11 protein-coding genes and 1 pseudogene are annotated in these 13,219 nt (G+C 42.1%); 2 read left to right on the forward strand and 10 right to left on the reverse strand.

Translation table 11 applies throughout. The annotated features are described in order from the left end of the window. Positions 1–13: 13 nt before the first annotated feature. The 9 genes and pseudogenes from AC0L3Y_RS16100 to AC0L3Y_RS16140 form a co-directional block, all read right to left on the reverse strand. Positions 14–1,540, reverse strand: coding sequence for a CoA-acylating methylmalonate-semialdehyde dehydrogenase (locus tag AC0L3Y_RS16100; RefSeq protein WP_473466315.1), 1,527 nt, complete (start codon positions 1,538–1,540; stop codon positions 14–16). A 42-nt stretch (positions 1,541–1,582) separates the two neighbouring features. Next, positions 1,583–2,515, reverse strand: coding sequence for a myo-inosose-2 dehydratase (gene iolE / locus AC0L3Y_RS16105; protein ID WP_473466318.1), 933 nt, complete (start codon positions 2,513–2,515; stop codon positions 1,583–1,585). 31 nt (positions 2,516–2,546) lie between these two features. Next, positions 2,547–4,412, reverse strand: coding sequence for a 3D-(3,5/4)-trihydroxycyclohexane-1,2-dione acylhydrolase (decyclizing) (iolD, locus tag AC0L3Y_RS16110; RefSeq protein ID WP_473466320.1), 1,866 nt, complete (start codon positions 4,410–4,412; stop codon positions 2,547–2,549). Between the two features lie 4 nt (positions 4,413–4,416). Further along, positions 4,417–6,387, reverse strand: coding sequence for a bifunctional 5-dehydro-2-deoxygluconokinase/5-dehydro-2-deoxyphosphogluconate aldolase (locus AC0L3Y_RS16115; RefSeq protein ID WP_473466323.1), 1,971 nt, complete (start codon positions 6,385–6,387; stop codon positions 4,417–4,419). Next, complete coding sequence (locus AC0L3Y_RS16120; RefSeq protein ID WP_473466326.1) at positions 6,384–7,193, reverse strand: Gfo/Idh/MocA family protein; 810 nt, start codon at positions 7,191–7,193, stop codon at positions 6,384–6,386. Before AC0L3Y_RS16120 ends, AC0L3Y_RS16115 begins: the two co-directional genes overlap by 4 nt. Before the next feature lie 12 nt (positions 7,194–7,205). Next, a pseudogene (locus AC0L3Y_RS16125) lies at positions 7,206–7,397 on the reverse strand (Gfo/Idh/MocA family protein); the annotation flags it as partial. Continuing rightward, on the reverse strand, positions 7,370–7,543 hold the full coding sequence (locus tag AC0L3Y_RS16130) for a hypothetical protein (RefSeq protein WP_473466332.1): 174 nt from the start codon (positions 7,541–7,543) through the stop codon (positions 7,370–7,372). The gene AC0L3Y_RS16130 and the pseudogene AC0L3Y_RS16125, both read right to left, overlap by 28 nt. A gap of 11 nt (positions 7,544–7,554) precedes the next feature. Beyond that, positions 7,555–8,352 (reverse strand): ATP-binding cassette domain-containing protein, encoded by a 798-nt coding sequence (locus AC0L3Y_RS16135; protein WP_473466335.1) that lies wholly within the window; start codon positions 8,350–8,352, stop codon positions 7,555–7,557. A gap of 54 nt (positions 8,353–8,406) precedes the next feature. Next, positions 8,407–9,564, reverse strand: coding sequence for an ABC transporter permease (locus tag AC0L3Y_RS16140; RefSeq protein ID WP_473466338.1), 1,158 nt, complete (start codon positions 9,562–9,564; stop codon positions 8,407–8,409). 404 nt (positions 9,565–9,968) lie between these two features. On the opposite strand from AC0L3Y_RS16140, the gene AC0L3Y_RS16145 reads away from it, so the two are divergent. Both AC0L3Y_RS16145 and AC0L3Y_RS16150 read left to right on the forward strand, forming a co-directional pair. After that, positions 9,969–10,928, forward strand: a complete 960-nt coding sequence (locus tag AC0L3Y_RS16145) for a sugar ABC transporter substrate-binding protein (RefSeq protein ID WP_473466342.1) — start codon at positions 9,969–9,971, stop codon at positions 10,926–10,928. A gap of 186 nt (positions 10,929–11,114) precedes the next feature. Further along, positions 11,115–11,978 (forward strand): MurR/RpiR family transcriptional regulator, encoded by an 864-nt coding sequence (locus AC0L3Y_RS16150; protein WP_473466345.1) that lies wholly within the window; start codon positions 11,115–11,117, stop codon positions 11,976–11,978. 7 nt (positions 11,979–11,985) lie between these two features. Here AC0L3Y_RS16150 and AC0L3Y_RS16155 read toward each other — a convergent pair whose 3' ends face one another. Continuing rightward, positions 11,986–13,176 carry a BaiN/RdsA family NAD(P)/FAD-dependent oxidoreductase gene (locus AC0L3Y_RS16155; protein WP_473466351.1) on the reverse strand — a complete coding sequence of 397 codons (1,191 nt, stop codon included), beginning with the start codon at positions 13,174–13,176 and terminating at the stop codon, positions 11,986–11,988. Between the last annotated feature and the right edge of the window lie 43 nt (positions 13,177–13,219).

The raw sequence follows: 13,219 nt of genomic DNA on the forward strand, positions 1-13,219 counted from the left end.
ACCTCGTAGAAAATCACTTCATGGTTGGCATTGAAAACTCTGGGCCAGCACGCAAACCTGTTGGCCAGCGAGCAGTAACCGTTTTCATACGAGTGTAGAAACGCACACCATCTGGTCCATGCATGTGTAAAGGTCCAAATAAAGAACGCTTCCAACCACCAAAGCTATGGAAAGCCATTGGAACTGGAATTGGTACATTCACACCGACCATACCGACTTGAACATTTTCAGTAAACTGACGAGCACTGTCTCCATCACGAGTAAAGATGGCTGTACCGTTACCGTATTCATGTTGATTAATTAATGCCAAACCTTCTTCATAAGAATCTACACGAACGACACACAAAACAGGTCCGAAGATTTCCTCATTATAAATTCTCATACCGGCTTTAACTTGGTCAAAAAGCGTTGGTCCAACGAAGTAACCCTGCTCATGACTTTTAACCACAAAATCACGGCCATCCACAACTAAAGTTGCCCCTTCTTCAACACCAGAGGTTATGTAATCACGTACTTTCTGTGCGTGCTCTTTACTAACCAGTGGCCCCATATGAGGCTCATGCTCAATCCCATATTGCTTATAGAGACCAGGTCCAACCGTCATTGTTGCAATTTCAGTCTGTAATTTATCTATTAAGTTGTCAGCAACCTCATCCCCTACACACACAGCAACCGAAATCGCCATACAACGCTCGCCAGCTGAACCGTAAGCGGCCCCCATCAAAGAATTAACCACTTGATTGGGATCGGCATCAGGCATCACCAACATGTGATTTTTTGCGCCGCCCAATGCTTGTACACGTTTGCCATGAGCACTGGCAGTTGCATAAATATATTCTGCAATTGGCGTAGAACCAACAAAACTCACAGCTTGAATGCGTTCATCTGTAAGTAAAATATCAACCGACTCTTTATCACCGTTTACAACGTTGAAAACACCATCTGGCAAGCCTGCTTCTTTCAATAATTCCGCAAGACGCATAACCGTACTTGGGTCTTTTTCAGATGGCTTCATAACGAAAGAATTACCACAGGCAATAGACACTGGGAACATCCACATTGGCACCATCGCTGGAAAATTAAATGGGCTGATACCAGTACACACGCCAAGTGGTTGCATCAAGCTGTAGCTATCTACACCTCGACCAACGTTTAAACTGTGTTCGCCTTTTTGAAGATGAGGAATACCACAGGCAAACTCAACCACTTCCAAACCACGAGTTAATTCTCCCATGGCATCAGAATAGACTTTACCATGCTCACTAGAAATCAATTCTGCTAACTCATGACAATTTTCTTCAACCAAAGCTTTGAACTTAAATAACACACGAGCACGATTTAACGGCGTCACTTTTGACCAAGTTTCAAACGCCTTTTGAGCCGATGCAATGGCCGCTTGCGTTTCTTCAACGGTACTTAAAGACACAGACAAAGACACATTACCCGTTGCCGGATTAAAAACATTTGTTATACGAGTTGAGCGACTTGCCACTCGTTGATTATCAACAAAGTTGCCCATTACCTCATTTGAATCAGACATATTCTTCTCTCTTTAAAATAGTAGGATAGTATTAGCGTAAAATTAAAAAGCAAAACCGGCTTTTTTAAGGGTCGAAGATAAATATTCATAACCCATTTTGGCGTATGTTAATGGATTCGCGATAGCAGGATCTTGTTCTGCTTCAACGACTATCCATCCGTTATAATTAACGGACTTCAAGATTTCAAAAATTGGCAAATAATCAATACAGCCATCACCCGGCACCGTATAAACACCTTCCAGAACGGCATTTAGAAAAGCACTGTCACGGTTAAGATTATCTTTTAAAATACTTGGGCGAATGTCTTTACAATGCACGTGCTTAATACGTTTTGCGTGTTTTCTCGCTACCGATAACGCATTACCTCCAGCAAAAGTGATGTGACCTGTATCCAGTAATAAACCGACGTTATCCCCCGTCATTTCCATTAACTTATCTACTTCTGCCTCCGTTTCAATCACAGTCCCCATGTGATGGTGATAGGCCATTTTTACACCTTCGCCAGCCATGTAGTCTGCTAGCTTAGTCATACGTGCTGCGTACTCGCCCCATTGATTGTCTGTCATGCGTGGACGTTGGGACAATGGTGCAGACTGATCACCATGGATACAGCCACTGACTTCAGCGACGACCATCACATTGGAACCCAATACTCTCAACAAATTAAGATGATCTTGCATGGCTTCAATTTCATCTTCTACACTGCGCTCTAGTAAACGCGCGCTATACCAGCCTGAAACAAGTGAAATATCATGTTGTTCTAAAATTGGCCCTAGCACGGAAGCATCACGAGGAAATTTATTTCCTAATTCAATGCCACTGTATCCAGCTTGACGAGCTTCACTCAAACACACTTCAAGAGGGGTCTCCGCACCCAAAGAAGGCAAATCGTCATTGGTCCAGGTTAATGGGTTAATGCCAATTCGGATGTTGGATTGGTTTGCTGTGCTGTTATTTTTATTATCGCTGTTCATAGGATTGCTCCAAGCTCTGATCTAATATGGGTTAATAGGGCTGCATTCTTTTGGCTATTTTGTATTGACGTTCAGCATTTTCCACTTCGTTACGAGTCGACACTTCTGGCACTGCCACATCCCACCATGCGCCACCTTGTTCTGTACTTGGCATAGGGTCAGTATCCATCGCAATCACATAGGTTTTATCGCTTGCTTTTGCTCGCGCTAATGCCGCCTCTAAATCTACGAGACAAGACACTTGTTCTGATGCTGCACCCAATGCTTTCGCATGGGCCGCAAAATCTGTTTTGGGTGCGCCCTCTTCGATCGTATGACAATTTTCTAATAAATTATTGAATGGTTCACCGCCACACGCTTGCTGTAATCGATTAATGCAAGCGTAACCTCGGTTGTCTAACACTACGATGGTGAGTTTCAAACCCAACATCACGGAAGTTGCGATTTCTGAGTTCAGCATCAAATAACTGCCGTCGCCTACCATCACTATCACATCGCGTTCTGGCGTTGCCATCTTCACACCAACACCACCAGCTAGTTCGTATCCCATGCACGAAAAACCGTATTCAACGTGATAACCAAGGTCTGATGAGGTTCGCCAAAGTTTATGTAGCTCTCCCGGTAAACCTCCCGCTGCTTGAACTATCGTGCTATTAACTGAAGCAAAGCGATTTATCACACCAATAACATTTGCATCCGTTGGTAAATAATCTGTATTACTGGCTTGTGCAGGTAATGCTGTAACTTGATCGACCACTGATAACCATGTTTCATTCAAAGCTTGAACCTGATTTTTCCAAGACGATGGCGCTTTCCAGCTAGTAGAAAGCTGAACGAATAACTCTTCAAGAGTCGATTTTGCGTCCCCAACTAATGGCAAAGCATTATGCTTTGCTGCATCAAATGGAGCCACATTCAAACTCAACAAAATATGATCAGGATTAGCAAATAAGGTACGAGATGCCGACGTAAAGTCTTGCAAACGCGTACCAATAGCTATGATCAAATCTGCCTCTTGTGCGGCCTCATTGGCGGCGCTAGAACCAGTTACCCCAACCGCACCTAGGTTTAATGGATGATTCCACGTTAATACACCTTTACCAGCTTGCGTTTCACAAGCTGGTATTTGATATTGCTCAACAAAAGCTTTTACTTCTTCCACTGCTAAACTGTAATGCACACCACCGCCAAGTAAAATTAGTGGTTTTTTTGCGGCCTTGATGGCCTCAACCGCCACTGCGAGCTGATCGACATCGGCTCGATTACGGCGCAGTTTATGAACTTTCTTGGTGAAAAAGCTTGTTGGGAAATCAAATGCCATGGTTTGCACATCTTGCGGTAACGCCAAAGTCGCAGGACCACAAGTAATCGGATCTAACATAGTATTAATAGCCGCTGGCAAGCTAGTAACAAGCTGTTCAGGGCGATTAATACGATCAAAATAACGTGACACTGGACGGAAACTATCGTTCACCGACATGGTTGGATCATTAAAATGCTCTACTTGTTGCAACACAGGGTCTGGCGCTCGAGTCGCAAAAACATCACCCGGTAGAAACAACACCGGCAAACGGTTCGCCATTGCCAATCCGGCAGCCGTAACCATGTTAGTCGCACCAGGACCAATTGATGATGTGCAAGCCATAATACGTTGACGTCGATGTTGTTTTGCATAAGCACACGCGGCCAGCGCCATCCCTTGTTCGTTATGAGCACGAAAGGTCGTAAATTGATCTTTCACTTGCGCCAAAGCTTCCCCTATTCCGGCCACATTACCGTGTCCAAAAATGGCCCAAGCGCCACCAAATAAAGGCTTTTCAACACCATCAATGAGAATAAACTGGGCCTGAAGATGCTTCACCAAAGCCTGTGCCATGGTTAGACGTAATGTCTCCATTTTTCTACCCCTCTATCTGCTGAGCGACTTGATCACTAAGACTTGTGTTATTACGTTGCTGCCACAAATCACTCATTTCCAAATAATTTTTTTTCACGCTAGCAATGAATTCGGCATCACTAATGTTTTTTCTCAACCATGCTTTAGTTGGTTCAGAAAAAATAGTGCGTCCAATAGCAAAACCTTTACAAAGTTCTTGCCCCGCTGCGGCATTAAAGCCTGCTTTTAGCTCTTCCACTGACGCATCTAAACCCAACAATACAACTCCCCGACAATATGGCGCTCGCGCCTTAATGAGAGCACTAATATTCTGCCAAGCCGCTTTAGTCGGTGACGGCAATTTCCACCAGTCAGGGAATACTCCTAAGTTGTAAAAACGTTCAATCGAACGAGACAAGGTATCGTTTTGTACGTTTGAACCAGCTGGAGGAATAATCTCCACAAGAAGTTCATGTCCCGTTGTGCAACAAGCACGATAAAGGTCCATGATTTTTTGCTCTTGTTCATTACGTAGGCTGATTTCATCGTCTGGATGATAAAACACCAAACACTTTACGATATGATTGATAGGCCAAGTCTCAATAGCTTGCCCTACATTATTACCCAACTCGAATCGAAGCGGTCGGCTGCTTGGCATTTCAACTGGTCGAGCAATCCAATAATCTTTACCCGTAATATCATTCAAAACATCCTGCGCAAAAGTACCATCGGCTAAAATCCCAGCCCCTCCAACTTTGCCTTCCAATGACAACGCACCTTGATAAGCTGCTTCCAATATCAGCTTTTTGGCTTTCGTAATTTGAGATAACGGCGCGCCCGCCTCACGACACATATCAACAAATTGTCGTCTATGATCAAAAGCTAAAATACACATGTCTTGCCACTGCTTATTCTGATCTTCACGTACAGTGCGCTGTGTCGTTACTCGATGAAGATAATTCAAAACAGGATCAAGATCGGGCCTGGGAATATCATTTCTATGTATCAGGTAATAATCCAGTTCTTCTAAACTAGGCATAGCAGGTGAACAACCATGACGGGATACAACAATCGCACCACATGCATTTGCATAATCACAGGAATTTTCAGTCACTTCGCCCTGAATCCAACCACGTAGATATCCACTTAAAAATGCATCACCCGCGCCCAATACATTCATCACATCTACAGTTACGCCGTACCGTGTAATACCTTCATCCAATGTTTCTGGAATCGCCTCTTTAAAAACAGAACAGCCTAATGCACCGCGCTTAACGACGAATTCAGCCGATGACACCTTACGAATACGTTTCAAACATTCAATCGTATCTTCACAGCCACCAGCAATATGAAACTCTTCCTCTGTGCCAACAACTAGGTCACATAGCGGCATAATAGACAAAAGATGCTGAGTAACGGATTCGTTAGAAACAAAGCGATTTTCGCCCTCACCACGACCAGTTAACCCCCATAAGACAGGACGATAATCGATGTCGACAACAACTTTTGTATTGTTAGCTTTGGCATATTGAATTGCCTTTCTTGCTGCTTGATCTGTACCTTCCGTTGAAAAGTGCGTGCCTGTAATCAACAAAGCTTTCGCGGAAGCAATATAAGCTTCGTCAAAATCGTTTTCATTGATTGCCATATCAGCACAATTTTCACGATAAAAGATCAATGGAAACGTATCTTTATCCTTGATGCCTAATAACACTAAACCGGTTAAACGATCTTCATCGGTAACAACATGAGAAACATCTACTCCTGCACGAGCTAATTCTTTACGGACAAACCGTCCCATGTGCTCATCACCGACTCGCGTTAACATGGCAGACTTCAACCCCATACGAGACGTACCAAATGCGATATTACAAGACGAACCACCTAAGTATTTCTTGAAACTACTAACGTCTTCTAATGGCGAACCAATCTGTTCTGAATACAGATCAACTGCAGCACGTCCTAAGCAAATAACGTCTAATTCTTTATTATTCATTGTTGTTCCTCATCGTACTGTTCAACCTCGACCCATGCTCTTTTCTCATGAGACTCAATGACACTATCGAGAATGATATTGACCTGTGTAGCAGCCCGAAAATCAGGCCATAAAGATGTATCGTTTACTATGCCTTGGAACAAATCACGGATTTCAACGGCTTTCATGTCATTGAATCCCAAACCATGACCCGCTGAAACACAAAACGCCTGATAATCAGGGTGTTCTGGGCCAACTAAAATACGCTTAAAACCCTGAGTTTGCGGATTACCTTCATTGATATACAAGGACAATTCTGACAAGGTTTCTTGATCAAAAATCAAGCTACCTTTTGTCCCCGTGATTTCAAATGACAAACCATTCTTTCGTCCCCATGCAATACGAGACGCCTCCAATGTGCCTTGCGCACCGTTGGCAAACCGCACCATCATGTGCGCTTGATCGTCATTTTCGACCTCGCCCATACCCGATCCGTCTTCCGCTTGCATAAATGGGCGCTGCTTGTGAACCACTTTCAAATCTGCACAGAGTGAGCTAATAGGTGCAACCAAGTGCGTGGCTAATTGAACCAGATGCGATGCCAGATCATTAAGTGCTCCGGTGCCTGCAAATTGCTTTTGCAAACGCCAGCTAAAAGGCAAGTTGGCATCAGCCAAATAATCTTCATTAAATACACCACGAAAATGCACTACTTCACCTATGTCACCACGTGCAATCAATTGCTTAGCGAATTGTACGGTTGGGTTCTTGATATAATTGAATCCGACCAAGGTTTTAACACCTGCCAACTCTGCTGCTTCAGTCATCTCTTTAGCATCATTGGCAGTAAGAGCTAAGGGCTTTTCACTGTATACATGTTTGCCTGCTGCTATAGCCGCTAGGGCAATTTCTTTATGAAGAAAATTCGGTGCACAAATATCTACAACATCAATATTAGGATCGCTAACAAGCTGCTTCCAATCCCCTGTCGCACGATTAAACCCTAGTTCTTTGGCTTTTTTTCTGCTAATTCTTCCGTCGCATCGGCTAGCATTTCACACTGCAGCTGTTCCTGTGAGATAGCAAAAGCTGCCATTGCATTGCGATAAGCAATGGCATGAGCTTTTCCCATATAACCAGAACCAACCAAACCAACGCGCACTTTATTAGTCGTCATAATGGTTTTCCTTATGCTGTAGCATCTAAACGACTAAATTCTTCTAATTCAGCCGTCAATTCATCCAACTCTTGACCACCCGCCATCATTTCCAAAACATCTTCACGACTGACTTCCGACTTCAAGAAAGAACCTAAACTTTGACCTCGATTCAACAAGGTAAAACGATCGGCAATTGGATAAGCATGATGAACATTATGAGTAATCAGAATCACAGCTAAACCACGCGCTTTAGCTTTTGCGACCACTTTTAGAACATTGGCAGATTGCTTAACGCCCAGCGCTGCTGTTGGCTCATCAAGAATCAAAACTTTAGCACCAAAGTGAATTGCACGGGCAATGGCTAGACATTGCTTTTCACCGCCAGACATAGTGCCAATAGCCTGAGAAGGGTCCCGAACTTTAATTCCCATTTCAGCCATTCCAGCTTGAGCAATTTTGTTGGCATTTTCCAAATCAAAACGTTTAAAAATGCCACGACCTTTGGTTAACTCACGCCCCATAAAAAAGTTACGTGTTACACTCATTAAAGGCACCAAAGCAAGATCCTGATACACGGTTGCGATGCCTGCATCTAGAGCTTCTACGGGAGATTTAAAAACAACTGGCTTTCCGTCTAAAAAATACTCTCCTTCGCTTGGCGCATGAACACCTGCAAGGGTTTTAATTAGTGTCGATTTACCTGCACCGTTATCACCTAACAAGCAGTGGACCTCACCTAACTTCACTTGCATATCAATGTCTTTCAAGGCAATAACTGATCCAAAAAAACGGCTAACATTTTTCAATTCAATAATAAATTCGCTCATTTTTGCTCTCCTAAATTCTTCATATAAAAAGTAAACTCAAAAATATAAACCTTGTTAATTTCGAGCTTCTGTCACTTTTTTACGAATGTAGTTGTTGAACAAAACAGCAATTAACAACATGCCACCTAAGAAAACTCGGAACCAATCTGAATCAATTCCGGTGAAGAAAATCCCCATTTGCACCACGCCAAAAATCAATGCACCGAAACAAGCACCAATCACCGAGCCATAACCACCTGTAAGTAATGCACCACCAATTACAACTGCAATAATGGCTTCAAATTCTTTTAATACACCTCGATCTGCCGCTGCGGAACCAAATTCAAATACCTGACAAGCGGCATAAACCGTGGCAGTAAATGCAGTAAACATAAACAGAGAGATTTTCACTTTATCGACAGGGACCCCAACATTACGAGCTGCTTTATCATCACCGCCAGTGGCAAAAATCCAGTTACCAAACGAAGTACGAAGCAAAACCCAACTCGCTACAATGGCCAGTCCAATACACCAAACAATAACCATAGGAATACCATCAACAATTGGATAGCCATCATCATAAGTGCCAATCAGCCCTATATCTGCCATCCAGATAAAGAGGCTATTCCCTATCGTGCCGCCAAATACCACAGCCAGCCAATCACCTTCGGCGTATTTATCAATACCGCCAATAATCGTGCGGTTAGTAAATAAAATAGATAACGCAATCGTCAAACCACGTAGAATGAAAAGAAATGCCAAGCTCACAATAAAAGATGGAAGACCTGTTTTAACGACAATATAGCCATTAAAAAAACCAATCAGCATGGCACCAGCAAACGCAAAAAGAATCGCCCCCCAAATTGGCCAGCCCCAATACACTGCAGGAATGGTCATCATCATGCCGGCAAAGCCAATCATTGAACCAATAGATAAATCAAACTCACCGGCAATCATTAACAAACAAGCACTAATAGCGATTAATCCTAATTGAGCTGACACTGTCGCCCAATTCATGATGCCATCTGAGGCAAACATACCGGAATCGCCCGCAGTAATAAAAAAGAACACAAACACTAAAACGGCACCAGAAATAGCACCAAACTCCGGACGATGTAACAGTCTCTTCCAAGCGGGCACCTTTCGGACTCGCTCATCGATTGCTATATCACCTTCGGCTGACTTATCTCGTCCCGCTTCAGATACATCCACAGAGTTAATTTGATCAGTCATAACATCTCACCTATTTTTTTATATTTATTTTTTGCGGTTTCTAGTCGTGTTCTAGCGATCTACCCAGCACGCGATAGAACTCAATACATTCTGTTTCAACAATGAACCCATAATAGAATATTTATTTCATTTTTTTCAATAGACAAAATAAATATTTTTATTATTTTTTCTATAAACATTCATAAACCAGTTATAAATAGTTCAATTAATTAAAATAAATACATTAAAAACAACAAGATAATTAAAAACAACACCAAAAAAATCAAAAATTCCAAATTATTGCATTTGTGAAACATTCATTCTACTATCACCTCGACTCTGATCAAAAATAAACCAGCATCAGTGTTTACTAAATCCAGGAATGAGTAATAAAAAAATAAATAAACAAAACGGAGATAGTTGGAATGAAGAAGTTTCTTAAGAAAAGTACAGCCATACTGGTAGCAAGTGCGGCAACACTAGGTGTGATGTCTATGTCATCATCCGTTCATGCCGAAGGTGAACGCTATGTGTTCATTTCTCATGCACCTGATTCTGACTCTTGGTGGAACGTCATTAAGAATGCAGTGAAGCACGCAGCATCAGATATGAATGTAACTGTAGAATATAGAAATCCACCCACAGGTGACCTCGCCGATATGGCGCGTATTGTTGAGCAAGCTGTCGCAACCAATCCCGATGGTATTGTATTGTCCATTGCTGACTACGATACATTAGAAGAACCTTTAGATAAGGCCACTCGTAAAGGTATTCCTTTTATTACGATGAACTCTGGCACTCAAGCTCAATCGAAAGCATTAGGCGCTCTATTACACATTGGGCAACCTGAATTTGCCGCAGGTTTAGGTGCTGGTGAACGCGCTAGAAAGCAAGGTGTGAAGTCTTTCTTATGTGTTAACCATTACATTACTAATCCAGCCTCTGTTGAGCGCTGCATGGGCTTCGCAAAAGGGCTAGGTGTAGAACTAGGTAGTCAGATGATTGACTCTGGTTCTGATCCAACCAATGTAGAAACTAAAGTATCTGCTTATTTACGTAAGCATCCAGATACTCAAGCCATCCTTACATTAGGGCCAACCTCAGCGCATCCGACATTGCGAGCACTATCTAAAAATAGAAATCTTAAAGATATTTATTTTGGTACATTTGATTTAAGTGGCGAAATTTCAGAAGCAATCAAAGAAGGCCGTATTGATTTTGCCATCGATCAACAACCCTACTTACAAGGTTATCTACCAATCAGCTTCTTAACGCTTTACTCACGCTACGGTTTGATTCCTAGCAACGATGTAAACTCAGGACCTGGATTTATCACCAAAGACAATATTGCATTAGTGGAAAAATATGCGGGTGAATTTCGTTAATTTAATTTAAGAAAGAAAAAGGGAGGTTATGGATAACCTCCCTTTGACCCTCGCTTTCAGCGACAGTGCTTCATCTAGCTTGTCACCTTAACCATAGATAAAACCAGCAAGTATTTTGACGAAAATATCGCTATAATGTTTATCAGAAAACCATTCTCGCATCATTACTTTAGGTAGGAGTTATTTTTGGCTGCACCAACGTCTCTAGAACAATTACAACAAGCCATTAGTCGAAACTACGATGACTTAAGTAAACGATTACAACAAGTCGCGCGCTTTTTATTAGAACATCCTAATACAGTCGCACTTGAAACCGTCGCTAGTCTTGCTGTTCAGTGTGATGTACCACCTTCAACACTAGTTCGTTTTGCTGCTGCATTTGAATATAACGGTTTTAGTGAAATGCAAAATTTGTTTCGCCAGTCTTTAGTCGAACAAACATCGAGTTACAGCGAGCGCGTAAAATTAAGTAAAAGCACCTCTAGTACTAAAATTGATGCATCTCATATTTTAGAAGAATTTAGTAGTAGTAACGCCTTTTCAATGAACCACATGAACCATCATTTCCCTCAAGAAATGTTGAACAAAGCGGTGGATTTACTTGAACATGCTCAGAATATCTATTTGATTGGCCTACGCCGTGCATTTCCTATTTCTAGCTATTTTGCCTACAGCCTAAGGCATCTAAACAAAACCACCCACCTTATTGATGGCGGTGGCGGGATGCTCATTGAGCAAGCCAGTAACATCCGCGAGAATGATGTCATTATTGCCACAACGTTCAGCCCATATGCTAAAGAAACTGTCAATGTTAGTGAGTTCGCTTTTAAAGCTGGTGCCAAAGTGATAGCTATTACGGACAGTAAAATCAGTCCATTAGCGTCACTATCTGATGTATGTTTCGATATAAAAGAAGCCGAAGTGTTAGGGTTTCGTTCACTAACATCTTCTATGACCTTAGCGCAAACCTTACTCGTTGCTCTAGCCTACCGCTTAAACAGCGACGGAAAAATGGGAGATACCAAACAAATAACGTGGAAGCATGAATGAAACACTATTACACATATTGCCCTGCACAATAGCCACTCGCCCATGCCCATTGAAAATTGTAGCCCCCAAGCCAACCAGTCACATCCAGAACCTCACCAATAAAAAACAAACCTTTTTGTTTTTGAGACTCAAAGGTTTTAGAAGAAACTTCATTTGTATTCACTCCACCTAAGGTCACTTCAGCTGTACGGTAACCCTCTGTGCCGTTTGGGGAAATATCAAAGTTAGAGAGGTACTGGAATAAATTGTTTATTTGCTCGTTAGAGATTTGCGCTGAGCGATCATTTAGCCATAGAAATTCACTCTTAATAAGTTCGACTAAACGTTTAGGTAATAAATTGGATAAGAATCCCTCGAAACTTTTCTTTGGTGTTTGTTGGCGAACATTCAGCAAATCATCTAAAGATAGACTTGGTGCAATGTTGATATTCAGCTCTTCGCCCGGCTGCCAGAAATTGGTAATTTGAAGTATTGATGGACCACTAACGCCCCGGTGAGTAAATAGCATAGGCTCTTGAAAAGCTTCTCCGCTAGCTGACGCAATAATATCGCAAGCAATACCTGATAATTCAGCAAGTTGCATTTTTCGGTCTGGCTGTACTGTAATGGGGACCAAACTAGCTCGTGTCGGTAATATTTCGTGTCCTATCTTTTTAGCAATTTCATAACCAAACCCTGTCGCTCCCATAGTTGGAATAGATAAACCACCTGTGGCAATCACTAAAGATTTACAAACATAATTCCCTTGATTGGTTTTTACTAAGGTGTGGTCATTATGATATTCAATGGCTGTAATTTGGGTATTCATCTTTAACTGAGCACCAGACCATTCGAGCTCTGTTAATAAAATATCCAATACATCTTTTGCTGAATGCTCACAAAAAAGCTGCCCTGGTGTTTTTTCCACATACTCCAAACCATGTCGGTCAACTAGATCAACAAAATCTTGAGAAGAGAAACGACGTAATGCAGAAATACAAAAATGAGGGTTATCAGATAAAAAGTGTTTAGGTGCAGCATCCATATTAGTGAAGTTACAACGACCTCCCCCAGACATAAGGATTTTCTTGCCGGGCTTATTTGCATGATCTAATACAATAACCTTCTTACCTCGGTAACCAGCAGTCGCCGCACACATTAAACCTGAAGCACCAGCCCCAATCACTATCACATCGACTTTATCCACAACCCACCTCATCGCTTATTAGTGGCAGCATTATAGTGTCTGGTCCTTTTATTAC

This window comes from Marinomonas sp. GJ51-14, from assembly GCF_055808695.1.

What these genes read in the sequence shown, in the direction of transcription:
- AC0L3Y_RS16120 (WP_473466326.1), bottom strand. Translation starts at nt 7,193, where the DNA reads ATGACTGAAGCAGCAGAGTTGGCAGGTGTTAAAACCTTGGTCGGATTC.
- AC0L3Y_RS16155 (WP_473466351.1), bottom strand. Translation starts at nt 13,176, where the DNA reads ATGAGGTGGGTTGTGGATAAAGTCGATGTGATAGTGATTGGGGCTGGT.
- AC0L3Y_RS16140 (WP_473466338.1), bottom strand. Translation starts at nt 9,564, where the DNA reads ATGACTGATCAAATTAACTCTGTGGATGTATCTGAAGCGGGACGAGAT.
- iolD (WP_473466320.1), bottom strand. Translation starts at nt 4,412, where the DNA reads ATGGAGACATTACGTCTAACCATGGCACAGGCTTTGGTGAAGCATCTT.
- AC0L3Y_RS16145 (WP_473466342.1), top strand. Translation starts at nt 9,969, where the DNA reads ATGAAGAAGTTTCTTAAGAAAAGTACAGCCATACTGGTAGCAAGTGCG.
- AC0L3Y_RS16135 (WP_473466335.1), bottom strand. Translation starts at nt 8,352, where the DNA reads ATGAGCGAATTTATTATTGAATTGAAAAATGTTAGCCGTTTTTTTGGA.
- AC0L3Y_RS16100 (WP_473466315.1), bottom strand. Translation starts at nt 1,540, where the DNA reads ATGTCTGATTCAAATGAGGTAATGGGCAACTTTGTTGATAATCAACGA.
- AC0L3Y_RS16130 (WP_473466332.1), bottom strand. Translation starts at nt 7,543, where the DNA reads ATGACGACTAATAAAGTGCGCGTTGGTTTGGTTGGTTCTGGTTATATG.
- AC0L3Y_RS16115 (WP_473466323.1), bottom strand. Translation starts at nt 6,387, where the DNA reads ATGAATAATAAAGAATTAGACGTTATTTGCTTAGGACGTGCTGCAGTT.
- iolE (WP_473466318.1), bottom strand. Translation starts at nt 2,515, where the DNA reads ATGAACAGCGATAATAAAAATAACAGCACAGCAAACCAATCCAACATC.